The organism is Alkalihalobacillus sp. CinArs1, from assembly GCF_947387515.1.
Classification (GTDB): domain Bacteria; phylum Bacillota; class Bacilli; order Bacillales; family Guptibacillaceae; genus Guptibacillus.
Genome location: NZ_CANDOB010000002.1, coordinates 184,900 through 203,074, shown reverse-complemented (window position 1 = coordinate 203,074; position 18,175 = coordinate 184,900). Strand labels below are relative to the sequence as shown.

The following is an 18,175-nucleotide window of genomic DNA, read 5'->3' as shown; positions in this document are numbered from 1 at the left end:
CCTACATCTGTACGTGAAATGTACCCGATAGTTTTTTCTCATCCTTTTCATTCACAACGACAACTTCACCAATCAACACATTCTCATCAGTTTCTTCTTTTATAAAACCTTTTACGGTCAAAGCTTCACCTGGAAGCGTCATTTTTTTGAACCTCACTTGAAACGCCTTTAACTGTTCTGGTTTAAACCACGTCGTCAACGCTTGCCCTGCCATCCCCATGACGAGCATGCCATGTGCAATCACGTCAGGTAAGCCCGCTTCTTTCGCCACGGGTACGACCGTATGAATCGGATTAAAATCACCAGACGCACCTGCATACTTCACAAGCTGAGAATGCGTAATCGGCTTCTTTTTAACTGGTTGTAGTGCTGACACGTTATCCCTCCTATCGTTCAATTACAACGGACCTTGCAAGTAGTACGTTCTCGTTCTTCTCATTTCGATAGATCGTTTCGAGCGTGAACAGGGTTAACCCGCCCTTTTCTTTCTGGTCGACCACTTTCATTTGTGCGGTGATCGTATCACCTGCATAAATCGGACTCATATATTCATAGCTTTGTTCTCCGTGTAAAACCTTCAAAGGATCGACCTCAAGCATCGCGATCAAATCTTCAAAACTCGCTCCGCCCCACATATCGATGACAGTCGCAAAGGTTGGAGGTACCGGCAGATCACGGTACCCCTGTTTCTTCGCGAACGCAACGTCTTGGTAAATCGGATTATCATCTCCTATCGCGCTCGCAAACTCCCGCACCTTCCCTCTTTCAACTGTAAACGTGAACGGCTTTGTTTCGATGCCGACCTTATTTTGAATTGCGCTCATGATATCCCCCTTTCTACAATCCTATATTTTTAGCGATGATTGTTTTCATAATCTCATTTGTCCCCGCATAAATCGCCGACACCGGAATGTCGCGGAACCTTCTCGCAATCTTGTATTCTTCCATATAGCCATAGCCGCCATGAAGCTGCAGGCAGCGCTGTGAAACGCTCTTTGCCATATCCGTATGCCAGTATTTCGACATCGACACTTTCGTAACGATGTCTTCTCCCTCCATGTGTTCAGCGATCAGGGAATCGAGAAACGTCCTGCCGATCTCGATTTCTGTTTTCATCTCGACCATCTCAAACTGAATATGCTGAAACTTTGAGATGCTCTGACCGAACGCCTTCCGCTCCTGAATGTACTGCATCGTCATCTCAAACATATCCTCAGCCGCTACCTGAGCAGCGATTGCGACAAGCAAGCGTTCCTGCTGAAGCTTTTCCATCAAATAAAGAAATCCTTTGCCTTCTGCACCGATTAAGTTTTCTTTCGGAACACGACAATCTTCAAAAAACAGCTCTGCCGTATCCTGACAGTGAAGACCTACTTTATTAAGCTTTCGTCCTCTAGAAAAACCAGGGTGATCGCGCTCCACCGCCAGTAAGCTCACGCCTTTATAAGCTGGCTTCGCATTGGGATCCGTTTTCACCGCTACAACCACAAGATCAGAATGGATACCATTCGTAATAAACGTCTTTGACCCATTCACAACGTAGTGGTCACCTTCTAACACAGCCGTCGTCTTGATGTTCGCGAGATCTGAACCTGCACCAGGCTCTGTCATGGCGATCGCGGTAATGATTTCACTCGACACACACTTTGGCAGCCATCGCTTCTTTTGTTCTTCTGTTCCATACGATTCAATGTACGGTACAACGATGTCGTTATGAAGCCCAACGCCAACGAGCCCTGATCCGATTCGCTCCAACTCTTCATTGATGATGACCGCATAGCCCCAGTCAGCATCAAAACCGCCATACGCTTCTGGAAGTGTCGGACAAAGGTACCCTTGCGCCGCTAACTTCTCCCAGAAGCTCCGCGGAATTAGGCGATCTTCTTCCCATTTTTCGTAAAACGGTTCTGCTTCCTTAGCGAGAAACTTACGCAGTGACTTACGGAACGCTTCATGATCGTTTGTTAAATACGGATGTTTCATCTTTTTAGCTCCTTCTTAAGAGAGGTTTTTCCCTACAATCGAGATAAACGAGACACACTGCCACGGATAGCCGCCAAGGTTATGGGTCAACCCGATCTTCGGATCATCTAACTGACGCTTATCCGCTTTTCCTTGAAACTGAAGGTACATTTCATACAACATCCGAAGCCCGCTTGCACCGATCGGATGCCCGAACGATTTCAATCCACCGTCTGGATTTACCGGAAGATCTCCTTTTAGATCAAAGCGTCCGTTTTGAACATCCTTCCACCCTTCTCCTCGCTCACTAAAACCGAGGTCTTCATAAATCACAAGCTCAGTTGGTGTAAAACAATCGTGCACTTCGGCCATATCGATCTCTTTCCTTGGGTTCTTGATTCCAGCCTGCTTATAAGCATCTTCTGCAGCACGAACGTTTTCTTGAATGCTTGTAAAATCAAAGTCCTGCGTCAGCATGCCCTCACCGGGTCCAGCCGCGATACTTAGCGCTTTAACGAGCATCGGATCGTTTCGATATTTTTTACTATCCTCTGTTCGAACGATCACGGCAGCTGCCGCCCCATCTGCGACTCCAGAGCAATCGAGTACGCCGAGGGGAGCCGCGATCATCGGCGAATTGATAATCCGCTCCATCGGAATCTCTTTTTGATACTGAGCCTTCTTATTTAAAGCTCCGTTCGCATGATTCTTCCATGCGATTCGGGCCAAAACTTCTTTCCCTTGTTTCGCTTCGAGCCCATATCGATTAAAATATGCCGGAGCGAGCAACGAGAACGATGCCGGAGCAGTAATATTCGGGGACGTTCCATCTCCAGGAGATGAGTTCATAACGAGTCCGCTATATCCAGAGTCCTTTAACTTCTCAACACCAACGACGAGCGCCACATCATACGCCCCGGCTGCGACCGCATAACACGCGTTTCGAAACGCTTCAGACCCCGTCGCGCACATGTTCTCGACCCTCGTAACCGGGATATAGTCGCTCTTCAGTGGACCTGAAAGCGTCATGCCCGCATAGCCTGAATCCATCGTCCCGATCCAAGCCGCTTCAACATCCTTAAGCTCGATTCCCGCATCGTTCAAGGCCTCGTGCGCTGCTTCGATAATCAAATCATCCGTACTTTTATCCCAGTGCTCTGAAAACTTCGTACACCCCATCCCAACGACCGAAACCTTATCGTGAATTCCTTTACGACTCATGATGAACACCTCTCTTTGGAACGACTTTCCAAAAGTAATTATTGATTCCTCCTGCTTCATATAACTTACGGAAGCTGAACTCCACCTCAGTACCGATCGAAATTTCTTCAGGACCGCAGTCCGTGGCTTGAGCAAGCAATCTGCTTCCACCTTCGATATCGACCACCGCAAAAATCGTCGGAGGCGACACAGACGTGGCAAGGTAATCGACCGTATAGGTTGCAACCTTCGCTCGTTTACCCTGGAGTGAGAACGGCTTCATCTCATCTTTCACATGACACTTCACACACACGCGCTGCTTCGGATAATAGCTCTGCCCACAATTCATGCACTCTGATCCAAAAAGACCTAGGATCTGATCTAAGTTTCGCTTCAAAGCCGGCGCTGAAGGTGTAGCTGCTCCAGGGCGCCTTCCTTCGTCCACCTCTAACAATTCGTACCAGCGCAAGTAATCGCTGTAACTGACGGTTGTTCCATGTGAAAGCGTTTTCTTTTGTTTGTAAGAAGAAACCGCTTCTGTTGTCTGAAATAGCATTCCTTCGCATCCATCTCCTGCCTGAAGCCATAGAATCGTCTGCCCGGGAGTGCTTTCTGAAAGTGCCTTTGTAAGCATATAAGGACCGTTTGCCGTACCAAGATGCCCAATACTCGCATCACCAATATAGTTTATTTGCTCTTCCTTCGCGCCGATCTGTTTTGCCAATGTGATCGAAAGCTTTTCGGTTGGTCCCGCTACGATGACGGTGTCGATGCTCTCGAGCGACCTGTTCGTGCTGTTCAGAAGCTCATGAGCACATTGAAGAACTGCATCTGATACGGAATGCGCGATGAACCGATCTTCCCACTGTCTTAGAAATTGATCTTGTGCGGTTCGCCACTGACTCATTTGTTCCCCAGCCACTTGTGATGACCCGATCAACTCTGCGAGTACATCTTCCCCTTCTCCGAGAAGAAAAGATACGGCCCCTGCCCCCATTTCAGCTTCGAGTGGGCTTTTTGGCTTTGCGAGCCTTCGATCGGCCAAACTCACAAGAATGGATCCTTTCCTCGCTTCGACTGCGTTCATACCTGCTCGTATGGCGTTCGTAGCAGCACGAAGACTATTTCCATAGTCGATCGTTCCAGTATTCGCAGGAAGGTGGAGCGCCTTAGCGAGCGTCACGCTGCACAATTTCTCTTGATATGGTGACGTTGTCGATGCAAAATACACCGCTCCAGGCTGGTTCTTCTCTATTACGTCACCTAACGCTTGCGATGCATTTACCGCCATCGTTAGACTATCTTCATCATAATGAGCGACAGATTTTGTCCCTTTTCCAGCATAGCCGCCATGAAAGCCAGCGACTTCCTTTTTTGAAATGCGGTGATGAGGAAGGTACACTTCATATGCGATAATCCCTTGCATGGTTAGCCTCCTGTTCTTTGCTTATCCGCTGGTTCACCATCTATAAACCCAGACGAATTTTTCGGGTATAATAATTATAACAATATTCAGAAAACAAGCATGTAACAATATTTCGGTAAAAATCGTCAAATTCCTTTCGACTCATCATTATTGCAGTATATTTCTTTAAAATAAAAAAGGTACCTTCCTGTTTCGGAAGGTACCTACTTGTTTATAGTACGAATGGATTTTTGAGATCGACCCATTGGTACGTTTGTCCCCAGCTATTTTTAGCAAGCTCGGTAACTTTCTCGACTAGACTCAGATCGACCTCTTCTAGACTGCCCATCTCATTCGGATTGTAGTGGAACGCATACACCCGGGAAAGGAATTGATCGAATGGCAAGGACGCTTCTCCTTCTTCTTCTCCATTATTTCGAACCGTTGACCTGATTCCCTGTCCCCAGTTTTGACCACTGTCGTTATTCGGATTGTAAAAGTACACCCTCATCTGACCTGATGGATCAGGTGCGATTCTTTGAATCGAGATCGCATGCAGTCCAAGAAGATCAGCATTCGCAGTCGTAACAAAAATCCCGACCGGATTCGGATAGATGAGCTGATGCCCGCCGTTGAAATCTGGATGGTGAGTCGCATAAAATAGCTTCGCGAACTCGTCATAATCTGCTACGGCACCTGTGACCGGCTGAATACAGGATGAAAATTCTTTTGAAATCCATTGTCCATAAAAAGATGGGTTCACCCATTTGTGGCCATCTTCCCCTCTTAACGCACAACGCTTCATCATGTCATCATAGATGCGATCTAAGTGTGGCACTAACACTAGTGAAACGGGATCGAGCTCCGTATGAAGATCCGGTGCAAGTCCTCCTGAAAGAAGCGATGAGTTGATCTCGATTCCTTCAAACATCATATCCACTTCGCCATCGCGACACGCTCTCGTTAACAGTTCTAATAAATAACCCGGATCATGCTGTGACCAAAGACTGATTCCCCGAGCAGACTGACACGTTGGGTTCAGACCTTGTCCAATTCCCAGCGGCTGTCCTAGAACGCTCACAACACCAGACAGTAAAAGACCAACTGCCGTAACGTCCTCAGAAAGGTTACGAGAAGCTAACAGATCTTTTTCAACTTCAGGAAGAAGCTCAAGCTCCACGATCCGTTCGAGTGCTGGAATAACGGGCGGGGATGATAGAACGCCTCGCTCGAGCATCCTCGCAAGCCCGTAAAGAGCCTGACACGTTGATCGATGAATCGCGAGGGTGATGATTTGTTTCACAATCTCAAAATGCTCGTTTAAATTTGCTTCACCTTTTTCCGTAAGATCAAGCGCAATCGTCAGGAGTTCTGTCTCATCGTGCTGAGCTAACTCCCTCACAAGGTCTGCATGAATCGGTGACACGATACCCGTATCACGCATGATGTTCGCAAACGCATCGGCCTCAGACACCTTTTCTGCTTTTGAAAGTGCCATGAACTCTTTCACATATTCTTGCTGATACGTTTTACTCAACGATGTCGGTCCATTCAAGCTATCGATATACCGCTGAATACTCGCTTTCCCTTCAGGCGTGAGATCTGGCTCATCCAATAAGTTTTCAGCGTAGCTGATCATCTCCACGATACGATTGACCATGATCGGTCGCTGTGACGTCAGCCGATCGATTTCATTCACGAACGTTGGAGCGAGAGAAGCTAGTGATAGTTTGTTCGCGAGATATTGAAACAATAGGATCCCGCGCTTGTTTTCTTCTGTTTGACTGATGCGAGCTTCCTCTGTTTCAGGAGGGAAAATGAGTTCTAAGTTCAACGCCATAATCGTCGTGAGCAAATCCTTCGCTTCTTCCGCTTTCAGCTTCGAATGCTGAAGGTCGCCTTTCGCAATCGCCAATAACCTTAACTCACTCAACACTTCAAATATAGAATAGTTACCATCTATTTTAAATGAACCAGAAACGAGCTTAGGTTGGAGCTTTCGTGGATTCTCCCACGGACCATCCTGAAAAATGCCTGCATTCTCATACGCCTCTACAAGCTCATACAGCTCATCAAACATATTGCTATCGATCAAAACAGCCGCATGTCTAAGAACATCATCTACTACAGCTGGATTTGAACCGGTTGACAACGTTTGCAGACTTCTTGCAAACTGCTCTTGTTCATGATTTGAATATGAAGTTTTCATACTCACACATCCCCCAATTAGTTTAAGATAGCAATTTGTACCCGCTTCTTGATGAATAGAAACCTTTTTTTGTAAAATGTTTTTATATTTTTACAAAATCAACCGTATGAAGAGTTCTCTTCGGATAAGCTTGCTCAAACTGCATTTTCCGCTTGATAACGACTGAATGCGAGAAGTCACTAAAACCTATCATTCTAACAACCATCATTTTTGTCTACACATGCGCCGTCTATTATAATAGAAGGACTGATAGCCTGAAGGAGGTTCTAGCAATGAAAGAAACCATCGCACTACATAAAGAATCATTTCTCGATGAACTAAAAGAGTTCTTGAAGATCCCTAGTATTTCTGCCGATCCTGCCTACAAAGAGGATGTACAAAAAGGAGCTGGCTTTGTTGCAGACGCGCTCAAAAAAGCTAGCATGGAAAACATCGAGATCATCGAAACAGAAGGTCATCCAATCGTATACGCCGACTGGCTTCATGCAGAAGGAAAACCAACTGTGCTCATTTATGGTCACTACGACGTGCAGCCTGCAGATCCCCTCGAACTGTGGGAAACCCCTCCTTTCGAACCCGTCATCCGGGACGATAAGCTATTCGCCCGCGGTGCGACTGATGATAAAGGGCAGCTCTTCATCCACATCAAAGCGATGGAGCTTTTAATGAACGAACACGGCAAGCTTCCTGTTAATGTGAAGTTCTGCATCGAAGGCGAAGAGGAAATCGCGAGCCCTAATCTCGATCCTTTTATTAATGAAGAAAGTGAAAAGCTAAGCTGTGACGCGGTGCTCATTTCAGATACGTCATTCATTGAAAAAGGCTTACCCGCAATCTGCACGTCGCTTCGCGGCGCACTTGCCATGGAAGTAAACGTGAAAACAGCAAACACCGATCTACACTCAGGCGTGTACGGTGGCGGTGTTCCGAATGCTGTTCACTCACTCGTCCGCCTTCTCGACTCTCTCCATGATGAGGATGGCAAAATTGCCGTAGAAGGCTTCTACGAAGGCGTCCCTGAACTAACAGATACGCTTCGAAAAGAAGTCGCAGAAATTCCGTCTGACGAAGAAGCGATGAAAAAAGAACTCGGCCTATCTGCTCTATATGGAGAAGAAGGCTTCTCGTTCAAAGAGCGAACTGGCATCCGTCCGACCCTTGAAATCAACGGCATCACAGGAGGCTACCAGGGAGACGGCATCAAAACGATCGTTCCGTCTGAAGCGAGCGGAAAGATCAGCTGCCGTCTTGTTGGCGATCAAGACCCACAGCACATCTATGAGCTGATCGAAAAACACCTTGAAGCACAATGCCCAGAAGGCACAACGCTTTCCGTTAAACAGTTCATCAAGGCAAGACCGGTTGCTCTCGATTCTCGAAACCCAATGATTCAAAAAGCAGCGGACGCCTATGAAAACGTGTACGGAACGCGCGCTCTTTTCCCTAAAGAAGGCGGTTCAATCCCAATCGTCGAAGTCTTCGCAAGAGTGCTCGACGCACCCGTAGTCCTCATGGGCTTCGGTCTTCCATCTGAAAATCTTCACGCGCCAAACGAGCATTTTCATTTGGAGAACTTTACGAAGGGGATCGAGACGGTAGTGGCTTACTTGGAGTCGTTGTAGGGGATTGTTTACCCGGGGCGCTGTTTCGCTGATATATCCAGATTTTCGCTGATATATTCTTAATTTCGCCGATATAAATGGATTTTCGCTGATATATTCTTAATTTCGCTGATATATCCAGATTTTCGCCGATATCCAGCTCTCCCCCCTCTTTTACCCATACAAAACGCCAGCGGTGCAGTGCCCCGCTGGCGTTTTTCCTTCTTTTGCTACATGTGTATTTTTCTAATTAGCTAATAAACTCTCAGTTTGGCTAATAAATTCGGATTTTGGACAATAAATCTCAGTTTTAGCTAATAAATCTTGATTTTAGACAATAAACAGAACAGGCCCCCGCTCGAAGATACCCCAACGAGTGTAATCTCCTTCAAAACGCTCCCTACTCCCAAACCTCATCCAACTTATCCGCATAAAATTCAATCGCTCTACGGTAGCTCAAGATCGCGTCATCATTCGTCGTCTCTACTAAATTCGTAAGCAAGAGTTCCATCGCCTCACCGTGTTCCCCGAGGTTATGTAGCGTCATCGAATAGAACACCTGGATCGCCCTGTTCTTAGGAAAGATCTCCATCCCTTTTAAAAAGACAGCTTTCGAATTCTCGTAGTCTCCTAACGTTCGATATGTACTTCCTAAACCTAGCAGCGCTCCCTCCAACTCTTCAGTGGGAAGTCCTAGCTCAATCGCTTTTTCATAATATGGCACCGCTTCAGACTCTTTCCCTAATACATCAAAGCTCCAGGCGCACTGGTAATGAACCGAAGCATCCTCTGGAAATTCGTTTGCTAGTTTAACAAGCATCTCGTTCGCTTCTTGATGGTTGCCCTCTTGACGGTACCGAATCGCTCTCTCTACTTCTTTCTTCATCTTTTTCCACCTCTTATCATTCATTTAGGTATAGCTTATCATAGTTCCACATGGCGATTGCCCTTCTCCTATTTGACGCAACCAACAAATTAGACTATCATCTAATTAGATACTCATCTAATTATAAGAAAGGAGGATAACGTCTTGCAGTTAAATAGACTCGTAAATTTTCATAAGACACTCGGAGATCCAACTCGTATACGCATACTTACTTTACTCGCTACTGGTCCCCTTCATGGACAAGCGATCGCTGGCAAGCTTGGTTTAAAAGCGCCTACCATCACACATCATATGATGAAATTAAGAGATACCGGCATCGTCTATCAGCGACGAGACAAGAACACCATCTACTACTACATAGATGAAAAGAAGTTCCGTTCCTATTCTGAAGCCCTGTCTAACATGCTTTATCATCCTGAACAAACGAAGGAGGACGATGCAATGAAAACACAAGCAGTGGTCAATAACTTTATGGCAAAAGACGGTACGTTAAAGCAGCTCCCTTCTCAGCGCAAAAAGAAGATCATTATCCTCAAGCACTTGATCAACGGATTAGAACGTGGGAGAAAGTATCCTGAAAAAGAGATCAATGAGTATATTAAAAAGTTCCATCCTGACTTTGCGACGATTCGAAGAGAATTTATCATCAATCATTTTATGTACCGGGAAAATAACATTTATGAACTAAACCCAGAAGAAATGTGGGCGACGATCGATTGAGAGCACGGAATGTGCTCTCTTCTTTTTTTAGCGGTTATTTATAGGCAATTTTTAAATATAACAATAGAAAGAGATATAATAGGGTTAAACGAAGGAGTCATTTTATCTAGGGGGGATACGTGTGGATCTATTTGTCTTTATTATCATCATTGTTGGGATGTCTTTTCTTTTTTTATACTTTGTCATCAAATACGACTTAAAAAAGAAAGAATTAGAGCTAGAAAATAAGAAACTAGATTTAGAGAATAGAAAGTTAGAACTTCACAGCGAAAATCAACCAGAGGAAAGGAATTAGCGATCAAAAAAAGCACTGCAACTTGCAGTGCTTCTTACTTCACATCTTACTTCTCAATCACACCACATGCGATGCGATCTCCCGCGTCACCAGATGGCTGTGATTCCATGTCGTCAGCTCCAGCGTGAATGACGAGCGCTGTGCCGCCTTCTTTAAGAAGAGAGTTATCTTCTCCTTCAGCAAGCGTTACTTTTTCGTTCATGATTTCTTTTTCAACCATGCCGTCCGCACTTACTTCAAGGTTTTCCATATCACCTGCATGCGGACCATCTTCTGATTCTGTTCCATGACTAACGTCCGCTGGATTAAAGTGGCCGCCTGCAGACTTGAAGTCAGGTGCTTCGCACTTTCCTGTTTCATGAATGTGGAAGCCGTGCTCCCCTTCAGGAAGATCGGAAGCTTGAAGGTTGATCGTGACTCCTTTGTTCTCTTCCGTAATTTCAGCTGTACCCACTTCATTTCCTTCAGCATCCTTCATCGTCACCATGACAGATTGGGAAGCTTCCTCTTCTTTTGTACCTTCATCCGTTGCGCCTTCATCGGAACCTTCATTCTCCATCGTCGAATCATTCTCCGAGCCAGATTCCTCCTGGTTTGACGTATTTCCTCCACAGGCAGTTAGTACAAGAGCTAACGCCAACACCATCATGACGGTATACCATTTTTTCATACGAACCTCTCCCTCCTAAGCAGTTGTTATAACCATCTTTACACACTCAAGAACGTGGTAAACCTTCCAGATGGGAATTGCATCCATGTTCCTATGATCTTTTTTTATCATGACGTTCTTTCGTCTCTAATTTGGATAGCGTATCTGTTCTTCAAGAGACTTGAGACATAGTCGAAAAAATTTATTCATCAAAAAAAGTTGATTTATTAGTTGTAATCCAAAATGATATCGTTTACACTATACTTAATCAAGAAAATTTGATGATTAGAGGTGAGAGGAAAATGGCCTTAGACCTTCCTTTATACGATGAACAGCTCAACAACACGTTTACTAAGTATGAAAAGAAGTTCAAAGCACTTTCAGATCAGAAGAGACTTCACATCATGCACGAACTTACACAAGCTGGAGAGCAGTGCGTATGTGACCTTACCGACAAGCTAAACCTACCACAATCGAAGCTATCCTATCATCTGAAGATACTTACTGATGCAGAGCTGATCACAAAGGAATTAAGAGGAACATGGAGCTACTATCGCTTGAACAAAAAAGAAGTGAACCATTTATTATCAGAAGAACTTTGCTGTTTGTTCCGTACCAATGACGGTTGTTAATTTTTTAACCAATACATCAAAAAAAATTGATTAAGGAGAGGATTTAGATGAGAACACATATTGGACTTAACGTAACGGACCTAAAGGCTTCGATCGAATTTTATACGAAGGTATTCAACAGTGAACCTGTAAAAGTAAAAGATGACTACGCGAAGTTTCTACCTGAAGAGCCTTCCGTTAACTTCACTCTGAATCTAAAAAATGAGGTAACGGGCAATCAGGTTGGACACTTCGGACTACAGGTCGAGAGTCATGATGATGTGATGCGACATAAAGAAAGACTTGAGAAGCTAGGCTTTTTCGCTCGCGAAGAAATGAACACGAACTGCTGCTATGCCCTACAAGATAAATTCTGGGTGACAGATCCTGATGGCAATGAGTGGGAGTATTTCTATACGAAACAAGATAGCGAAGAAACTGAGAAAGCTATTTCAAGCAGCTGTTGTTAAACTGTAATAAAAAAGCGACCAAAGTTGGTCGCTTTTTCTTATTTCTCTACCATCAAACTTCTAAGGAAATCTAACACCATTTCATTATAGAGATGAGGGTTCTCGATGTTCGCAATATGGCCCGCTCCAGGGAGAAGACCGATGTTTATATGATCATTCTTACTCTTCACATAAGCTGCTGCTTCCACTTCATACAGCTCGTTGCTGCCGTTTAACAACAGTGTAGGCGTTTTAAGTGATGCAAGCGTTTCTTCTTGAATCACCGGATAGTTAAACGTCATTAGATCGTTTACCTTCATTAACGTATCGTACCACTTCGCACCGTGAATCTCTTTGAAATAGTCCGCCGTATCAGGATCTGTTTCTTCCAGGTTAGAGAAATGCTTATGCTGCTCATCCAGCTTGCCTTTCAGATGATCTGGTACAAACGGCGTATAGCCTGTTAAAATCAGTCCTTTTACTAAGTCAGGTCGTTTAATGGCAGTATGTATAGATAAAGTTGCACCAAGAGAAAGACCAAGTAAATACGCCGGCCCGTTTGCTTCTAAATCTTCCACCAGCCACTCGACAGCCGTCTCAATGTAATCCTGATTCGCTTCGATCGATGATACCCCGTGACCCGGAAGATCAGGTGTGATCACCTCATAATGCGTAGAGAAAAATTCCTTCTGTGTTTGAAAATGAAGGTCTCCTGTTCCCATGAAACCATGTAGCATATAAATTCGTTCCATTACCATTCACCGCCACTTCTAATTTTCTTACCTCTTCACTTTAACATAAACAAAAGCAGCGGAATAAAGCCGCTGCTCGAACTTACACAGTTGTTGTTTCTTCTTGCACAGACCAATTGAACTGATCACTCTTAAGCCACTTCCAAAGCGCTTCGATATCCTTCGAGAAGACGCGATCTTCTTTTATCGTAGGGACGACATCTCTTCCTTCCTCATGAAGCTTCTGGACAGATGTTGAAGCGTGTTTCAGTTCTCGATACTCGAGCGCTTGCATCGCACAGATCAATTCGATCGCAACGACCTTTTGAGCGTTGATTACGATTTGATAAGCGTGACGCGCCCCGATTGTACCCATGCTCACGTGATCCTCCTGATTCGCAGAGGAAGGAATGCTATCGACACTTGCCGGGTGTGCGAGAGTTTTATTTTCAGATACAAGTGAGGCTGCAGCATATTGCATAATCATCGCACCGGACTGAAGGCCAGGGTTCGGACTTAAGAACCCTGGAAGATCGTTAAGCTGCGGATTCACCAGTCTTTCGATCCGTCGCTCTGAGATATTCGCCATCTCAGCCACTGCTATCTTCAAAAAGTCCATCGCTAAGGCAATTGGCTGACCATGAAAGTTGCCGCCTGAAACGATCGTTTCTCCGTCATCGAAAATAAGCGGGTTATCAGTTGCTGCGTTCATTTCGATCTCAAGCTTTTCTTTTACATATGAAAGACTCTGTCTCGAAGCGCCGTGAACCTGTGGAATACATCTTAGAGAATAAGCATCTTGTACCCGCTTCTCTCCCTGATGGGTGATGAGCTTACTATCACTCGTAATCGTGCGAATGCGTTTCGCAACAGCTATTTGCTCACGATACCCACGCGCTTCGTGAATAGCAGGATAAAACGCATCGATGATTCCTTCAAGCGCTTCAAGCGTCATCGAAGCGATCCAATCGCTTTGGTCGAAAAGTCGTTCCGCTTCGATATAGTTGATCACACCCATCGCCGTCATCGCCTGCGTTCCATTTATCAGGGCTAGACCCTCTTTCGCTTTCAAAGTAAGAGGTTTATAGCCAAGTTCATCATACACTTCTGATGTTGGACGAATGTCCCCTTTGTAGTGAACCTCTCCTTCTCCAACTAACACGAGCGCAAGATGTGAAAGCGGTGCGAGATCACCCGAAGCTCCAAGTGACCCTTGACTCGGAATAACGGGAATCATTCCCTCGTTCGCTAGATCACGTAGACGCTCAACGACACATGGCCTCACACCAGAGAAACCTTTGATCAACGCGTTGAGCCTAAGAACGACCATTGCTTTACTAACATCGACTGGAAAATGCTCCCCAACTCCGCAAGCATGTGAGCGGATGAGGTGAAGCTGCAGCTCGTCGACATTTTTATCTGGAATAAGAACATCGCTGAACTTTCCAAATCCTGTGTTGATTCCATAAACGGTCTTCCCTGTCGCAACGATCTTCTCAACCGCTTTGCGACTTTTCTTCACCTTCTCCATACTCGACGGGTGAATCGAGACATCTTCGTCTCCGTATATGATCTTCTTCATCTCTTTTAACGTTAAATCAGATCCGGTTAACAATATCATGGTTCATTCTCCTCCCAGTTTTTCAAGGCTATACAAAAAGGAGACGACAATGGTACATAGCGTACCATCGCCGTCTCCTGATCACTCATCACTATAGACAGCTTTATCCTATATGGTTGATACCTAGACCGAACGTTTCGTGTTCAAGTCCTTTTACGGGAGCGCCGATCGTTCCGTAGAACGCGACTGCGATCCACTCTCCCTCATCAAAATGCTCATACGGTGTGCCTCTGACGACCGCAAACCTCAACCCTACTGTGCGCATCATGTTTCCTGCTCCGATTTGTCCGCGCATCACACCTTCTAAAGCTTCTAAAATAGCGTGATAAAGCGCATGGGTCTCACGGTAAAGTTCATCTGAGATGATGCTATTTCGTTTCGCAGCCGTTTCTACAGCTGAAATCACTTTCTCCATGTTCATCGAACCAGCTTTGCCTTGACAGTACTCCACATCTTTCAATTGCGCTGAAAAAGGCTCTAATTCCTCTGGTGTCAAACTCGCCACCAGCATCGCTAGTTTTCCAATCTTAATTTGCGGCATATGCGTCACCTATCCAGTACTCCACTAATCACTAGTATCTTATTAAATTGTATGCGTTTTCAGAATCATATGTCAATAGAATTGAGGTAAGTTTTACCCTGTTATCATGCTAGATAACTAGCGTAGTAAAGGGATTTCTGGCTCTCTTTTTGCTTGCGGTAACGATTTCCAATAACTTGATAAAAATTGCAATTTGTCGAATAGTGTTGAAATTCGCGCGATTACTTGTATAATAAAAGTTGTGACAAAATTGTCAGAAATATTGAAATAAACTAAAAGAGGAGCGACTCACATGGAAAGTTTTTTATCGAGCATCATTGATTATTCAAACAACATCCTCTGGGGTTACGTACTGATCGCAGGGTTACTCGGGCTCGGCGTTTACTTCACGATCGCGTCCCGCTTTGTACAATTTCGTTTTTTTGGAGAAATGATTCGTGTACTTGGAGAAAAACCTGATTTTAAAGATGGAAAGAGAAATATTTCACCGTTTAAATCCTTCTGTGTCGGCGCTGCCACACGAATCGGTACCGGTAACCTCGCAGGTGTGGCCGTGGCGATTACGCTTGGTGGCCCAGGGGCAGTCTTCTGGATGTGGATCGTAGCCCTTCTCGGCGGTGCAACCGCATTCATCGAAAGCACGTTAGCTCAAGTTTATAAAGTGAAAGACTCAAAAGCCTTCCGCGGCGGACCTGCTTACTATATTGAAAAAGGACTTAAGAAAAGATGGTTAGGTGTTCTTTTCGCAGTCATCATCACGATCACGTTTGGACTCATTTTCAATTCTGTTCAAAGTAATACGATTGCGCTTGCGTTTGAAAATGCATTTGGTATGAACCGTCTAGCAATGGGATTAATCATTACGGCACTAACAGGACTCGTTATCTTTGGTGGCGTACACCGAATCGCAAATTTATCGAGTGTGATCGTCCCTGTTATGGCCGTGCTTTATATCGCGATCGCTATGGTCGTACTGTTTATTAACATTTCAGAACTGCCAGCTGTCATTTCTCTTATCGTAGGACATGCCTTTGGTCTCGAGCAGGCATTCGGTGGTGCAGTTGGTGCTGCGATCATGAACGGTGTGAAACGTGGATTATTCTCAAACGAAGCCGGAATGGGTAGTGCACCGAACGCGGCAGCGACGTCAACAACGTCACACCCGGCAAAACAAGGTCTTATCCAGTCATTAGGTGTTTTTGTCGATACGATTCTAGTATGTTCTTCAACAGCATTCATCATCTTGCTAGCACCCGTGTTTCAAGCGGGAGATGTATCTGGTATCGAATTGCTTCAGAATTCACTAAATGCGCATATCGGCGGTTGGGCTGGAATCTTCATTTCGGTATCGATCCTACTATTCGCATTCAGTTCAATCATCGGGTCTTATTATTACGGTGAGACGAACATCGAATTCATTAAAGAAAGCAAGACCGCTCTATTCATTTTCCGTATCGCAACGATGGCATTCGTACTGATTGGATCTGTCTCAAGCTTAAGTCTCGTATGGAAGATGGCCGACCTCTTCATGGCACTTATGACGATCATCAACTTGATTGCAATCGCCATGCTAGGTAAAGTAGCTGCTAAAGTGTTAAAAGACTATGAGACACAGCGTAAAGCAGGTAAAAACCCAACATTTACGCCTAAAGAGCTCGGTATCGAAGGTGCTGAAGCTTGGGAGGATGAAGAAGATCAAGAGGAAAAGAAGAAAGCAGCGATGTAAAGAGAGAGCCTGGGTTCCCAGGCTCTTTTCGAATGAAAAGATTACTAGCTCTGCTGCAACTAAATTTCACTACCCTTTCCTTTTGAAAAATAGGTTTGTCTTAAGTATGATGGTAGTAGGAAAACCCGCATTAGTGGATGTATTGAATACTAGAACCTGAAGGAGTGGAAAACATGAACAACAGTCAATTCGATAAGATCAAAAACGGAAATGGATTTATCGCTGCGCTCGACCAGAGTGGCGGCAGTACCCCAAAGGCACTAGCAGCATATGGTGTTCCAGAAGATGCTTATTCTAACGAAGACGAAATGTTTGATCGTGTGCACCAAATGCGTACTAGAATCATTACCTCCCCAGCGTTTAATGGTGACAAAATCATTGGAGCAATCCTGTTTGAACAAACGATGGATCGTGAAATTGAAGGAAAGTACACCGCAGACTACCTTGCAGACAAAGGGATCGCTCCTTTCCTAAAAGTAGACAAAGGTCTCGCTGAACAAGAAAATGGCGTTCAGCTTATGAAGCCAATCCATGATTTAGACGAGACGCTTAGACGAGCAAATGAACGAAAGATTTTTGGTACGAAGATGCGCTCCGTTATTCATGAGCCAAATAAGAGCGGTATCAAAGCTGTTGTCGACCAGCAGTTTGAAGTCGGTAAACAGATCATAAACGCGGACCTTGTTCCAATTATCGAACCAGAAGTGAACATTCACAGTAACGACAAGGAAAAATCAGAAGAAATTCTACGTGATGAAATCCTGAAGCACTTGAACAACTTAAATGAAAACGAAAACGTGATGCTCAAGCTGACGATTCCAACGAAAGCGAATGCGTACAAAGAATTGATCGACCACCCTCGCGTCGTTCGTGTCGTTGCACTATCTGGCGGTTACTCTCGCGATGAAGCAAATGAGAAGCTAAAAGAAAACGACGGATTGATCGCAAGCTTTTCTAGAGCATTAGCTGGTGATCTAAACGCAAACCAAACTGATGATGAGTTTAACGCAGCACTACAAAACGCTGTCGACTCTATTTACGACGCTTCGGTCAATAAAAAATAAAACTCTCGAAAAGGTGCGTTCCCCCATGGGTAACGCACCTTTTTTCCTTTTAGTAAACAGTAAACTTGTGCCGCTCCAATAACTACAATGAAACCAACGAACTGTACTCCTCCTCCATTAATCGAAACACACAGGATGCTGAGAGAAAAGTAGGTTTCCTTATCAATACTGCTTAGTAAAAAGAAGGTAATGAACATGGTCAATAAATAAGTGAAAGGGTTATAAAGCTGTTAGACTATGACTTAGGTCTACTAGATAGTGAAAATGACACTCCGCTCGTCACACCGATCGAAAGACCGATCACTAATCCGATCACCGTATCCTCTACTATTGGAATAAAAACAAAATACCCTATGCTCAACCCAATGATGATCCACATTAAAAACAGCAGCGCCTCTTTCCTCCCCAATCTGATCGTCCTCCTTAAACTGTTTTTCCAACATACCATTCTTACTATGTAGGACGTTTCAGCATTCAAAAAGTTTCCAATTTTTACAGGAGAACA

At 44.7% G+C, this 18,175-nt stretch carries 19 protein-coding genes; 7 read left to right on the top strand and 12 right to left on the bottom strand.

What is annotated here, in order from left to right:
* Window position 1: 1 nt before the first annotated feature.
* The 6 genes from PFZ69_RS09495 to PFZ69_RS09470 form a co-directional block, all read right to left on the bottom strand.
* Window positions 2–376, bottom strand: a complete 375-nt coding sequence (locus PFZ69_RS09495; RefSeq protein WP_270180838.1) for a MaoC/PaaZ C-terminal domain-containing protein — start codon at window positions 374–376, stop codon at window positions 2–4.
* Between the two features lie 10 nt (window positions 377–386).
* On the bottom strand, window positions 387–824 hold the full coding sequence (locus tag PFZ69_RS09490) for a MaoC family dehydratase N-terminal domain-containing protein (RefSeq protein WP_270180837.1): 438 nt from the start codon (window positions 822–824) through the stop codon (window positions 387–389).
* A gap of 13 nt (window positions 825–837) precedes the next feature.
* Window positions 838–1,983: an acyl-CoA dehydrogenase family protein gene (locus PFZ69_RS09485; RefSeq protein WP_270180836.1), complete on the bottom strand. Its 1,146-nt coding sequence runs from the start codon at window positions 1,981–1,983 to the stop codon at window positions 838–840.
* 15 nt (window positions 1,984–1,998) lie between these two features.
* Window positions 1,999–3,183, bottom strand: coding sequence for an acetyl-CoA acetyltransferase (locus PFZ69_RS09480; protein ID WP_270180835.1), 1,185 nt, complete (start codon window positions 3,181–3,183; stop codon window positions 1,999–2,001).
* Window positions 3,173–4,588, bottom strand: coding sequence for an OB-fold domain-containing protein (locus PFZ69_RS09475; protein ID WP_270180834.1), 1,416 nt, complete (start codon window positions 4,586–4,588; stop codon window positions 3,173–3,175). Before PFZ69_RS09475 ends, PFZ69_RS09480 begins: the two co-directional genes overlap by 11 nt.
* Before the next feature lie 211 nt (window positions 4,589–4,799).
* Window positions 4,800–6,776, bottom strand: a complete 1,977-nt coding sequence (locus PFZ69_RS09470) for a hypothetical protein (RefSeq protein ID WP_270180833.1) — start codon at window positions 6,774–6,776, stop codon at window positions 4,800–4,802.
* A 272-nt stretch (window positions 6,777–7,048) separates the two neighbouring features.
* Here PFZ69_RS09470 and PFZ69_RS09465 point away from each other — a divergent pair, with 272 nt between their 5' ends.
* Window positions 7,049–8,398 carry a dipeptidase gene (locus tag PFZ69_RS09465; protein ID WP_442865140.1) on the top strand — a complete coding sequence of 450 codons (1,350 nt, stop codon included), beginning with the start codon at window positions 7,049–7,051 and terminating at the stop codon, window positions 8,396–8,398.
* A 379-nt stretch (window positions 8,399–8,777) separates the two neighbouring features.
* Here PFZ69_RS09465 and PFZ69_RS09460 read toward each other — a convergent pair whose 3' ends face one another.
* A complete protein-coding gene (locus PFZ69_RS09460; protein ID WP_270180832.1) occupies window positions 8,778–9,263 on the bottom strand; it encodes a tetratricopeptide repeat protein in 486 nt (161 codons plus the stop codon).
* Between the two features lie 144 nt (window positions 9,264–9,407).
* On the opposite strand from PFZ69_RS09460, the gene PFZ69_RS09455 reads away from it, so the two are divergent.
* Window positions 9,408–9,983: a DUF2087 domain-containing protein gene (locus PFZ69_RS09455; RefSeq protein WP_270180831.1), complete on the top strand. Its 576-nt coding sequence runs from the start codon at window positions 9,408–9,410 to the stop codon at window positions 9,981–9,983.
* A 121-nt stretch (window positions 9,984–10,104) separates the two neighbouring features.
* Window positions 10,105–10,278: a hypothetical protein gene (locus PFZ69_RS09450; protein ID WP_270180830.1), complete on the top strand. Its 174-nt coding sequence runs from the start codon at window positions 10,105–10,107 to the stop codon at window positions 10,276–10,278.
* Between the two features lie 46 nt (window positions 10,279–10,324).
* On the opposite strand, the gene PFZ69_RS09445 is transcribed toward PFZ69_RS09450, so the two are convergent.
* Complete coding sequence (locus PFZ69_RS09445) at window positions 10,325–10,948, bottom strand: superoxide dismutase family protein (protein WP_270180829.1); 624 nt, start codon at window positions 10,946–10,948, stop codon at window positions 10,325–10,327.
* A 281-nt stretch (window positions 10,949–11,229) separates the two neighbouring features.
* On the opposite strand from PFZ69_RS09445, the gene PFZ69_RS09440 reads away from it, so the two are divergent.
* Window positions 11,230–11,559 carry an ArsR/SmtB family transcription factor gene (locus tag PFZ69_RS09440; protein ID WP_270180828.1) on the top strand — a complete coding sequence of 110 codons (330 nt, stop codon included), beginning with the start codon at window positions 11,230–11,232 and terminating at the stop codon, window positions 11,557–11,559.
* Window positions 11,560–11,606: 47 nt separating this feature from the next.
* Window positions 11,607–12,008: an ArsI/CadI family heavy metal resistance metalloenzyme gene (locus PFZ69_RS09435; RefSeq protein WP_270180827.1), complete on the top strand. Its 402-nt coding sequence runs from the start codon at window positions 11,607–11,609 to the stop codon at window positions 12,006–12,008.
* Between the two features lie 38 nt (window positions 12,009–12,046).
* On the opposite strand, the gene PFZ69_RS09430 is transcribed toward PFZ69_RS09435, so the two are convergent.
* From PFZ69_RS09430 to hutP, 3 genes are all read right to left on the bottom strand, one after another.
* Window positions 12,047–12,739, bottom strand: coding sequence for an alpha/beta fold hydrolase (locus PFZ69_RS09430; RefSeq protein ID WP_270180826.1), 693 nt, complete (start codon window positions 12,737–12,739; stop codon window positions 12,047–12,049).
* An 82-nt stretch (window positions 12,740–12,821) separates the two neighbouring features.
* Window positions 12,822–14,339: a histidine ammonia-lyase gene (gene hutH, locus PFZ69_RS09425; RefSeq protein ID WP_270180825.1), complete on the bottom strand. Its 1,518-nt coding sequence runs from the start codon at window positions 14,337–14,339 to the stop codon at window positions 12,822–12,824.
* A gap of 103 nt (window positions 14,340–14,442) precedes the next feature.
* Window positions 14,443–14,880, bottom strand: a complete 438-nt coding sequence (gene hutP / locus PFZ69_RS09420) for a hut operon transcriptional regulator HutP (RefSeq protein ID WP_270180824.1) — start codon at window positions 14,878–14,880, stop codon at window positions 14,443–14,445.
* 292 nt (window positions 14,881–15,172) lie between these two features.
* On the opposite strand from hutP, the gene PFZ69_RS09415 reads away from it, so the two are divergent.
* Both PFZ69_RS09415 and PFZ69_RS09410 read left to right on the top strand, forming a co-directional pair.
* Complete coding sequence (locus tag PFZ69_RS09415) at window positions 15,173–16,606, top strand: alanine/glycine:cation symporter family protein (RefSeq protein WP_270180823.1); 1,434 nt, start codon at window positions 15,173–15,175, stop codon at window positions 16,604–16,606.
* 173 nt (window positions 16,607–16,779) lie between these two features.
* Window positions 16,780–17,670, top strand: coding sequence for a fructose bisphosphate aldolase (locus PFZ69_RS09410; RefSeq protein WP_270180822.1), 891 nt, complete (start codon window positions 16,780–16,782; stop codon window positions 17,668–17,670).
* Window positions 17,671–17,905: 235 nt separating this feature from the next.
* Here the strand turns inward: PFZ69_RS09410 and PFZ69_RS09405 are convergent, their stop codons facing one another.
* Window positions 17,906–18,079, bottom strand: a complete 174-nt coding sequence (locus PFZ69_RS09405) for a hypothetical protein (RefSeq protein ID WP_270180821.1) — start codon at window positions 18,077–18,079, stop codon at window positions 17,906–17,908.
* Window positions 18,080–18,175: the final 96 nt, after the last annotated feature.

Bases quoted from the DNA above. Each gene is read 5' to 3' on its own strand.
- PFZ69_RS09410 (WP_270180822.1), top strand. From the start codon at position 16,780: ATGAACAACAGTCAATTCGATAAGATCAAAAACGGAAATGGATTTATC.
- hutH (WP_270180825.1), bottom strand. From the start codon at position 14,339: ATGATATTGTTAACCGGATCTGATTTAACGTTAAAAGAGATGAAGAAG.
- PFZ69_RS09415 (WP_270180823.1), top strand. From the start codon at position 15,173: ATGGAAAGTTTTTTATCGAGCATCATTGATTATTCAAACAACATCCTC.
- PFZ69_RS09435 (WP_270180827.1), top strand. From the start codon at position 11,607: ATGAGAACACATATTGGACTTAACGTAACGGACCTAAAGGCTTCGATC.
- PFZ69_RS09465 (WP_442865140.1), top strand. From the start codon at position 7,049: ATGAAAGAAACCATCGCACTACATAAAGAATCATTTCTCGATGAACTA.
- PFZ69_RS09470 (WP_270180833.1), bottom strand. From the start codon at position 6,776: ATGAAAACTTCATATTCAAATCATGAACAAGAGCAGTTTGCAAGAAGT.
- hutP (WP_270180824.1), bottom strand. From the start codon at position 14,880: ATGCCGCAAATTAAGATTGGAAAACTAGCGATGCTGGTGGCGAGTTTG.
- PFZ69_RS09445 (WP_270180829.1), bottom strand. From the start codon at position 10,948: ATGAAAAAATGGTATACCGTCATGATGGTGTTGGCGTTAGCTCTTGTA.
- PFZ69_RS09440 (WP_270180828.1), top strand. From the start codon at position 11,230: ATGGCCTTAGACCTTCCTTTATACGATGAACAGCTCAACAACACGTTT.
- PFZ69_RS09475 (WP_270180834.1), bottom strand. From the start codon at position 4,588: ATGCAAGGGATTATCGCATATGAAGTGTACCTTCCTCATCACCGCATT.
- PFZ69_RS09485 (WP_270180836.1), bottom strand. From the start codon at position 1,983: ATGAAACATCCGTATTTAACAAACGATCATGAAGCGTTCCGTAAGTCA.
- PFZ69_RS09480 (WP_270180835.1), bottom strand. From the start codon at position 3,183: ATGAGTCGTAAAGGAATTCACGATAAGGTTTCGGTCGTTGGGATGGGG.
- PFZ69_RS09490 (WP_270180837.1), bottom strand. From the start codon at position 824: ATGAGCGCAATTCAAAATAAGGTCGGCATCGAAACAAAGCCGTTCACG.
- PFZ69_RS09430 (WP_270180826.1), bottom strand. From the start codon at position 12,739: ATGGAACGAATTTATATGCTACATGGTTTCATGGGAACAGGAGACCTT.
- PFZ69_RS09460 (WP_270180832.1), bottom strand. From the start codon at position 9,263: ATGAAGAAAGAAGTAGAGAGAGCGATTCGGTACCGTCAAGAGGGCAAC.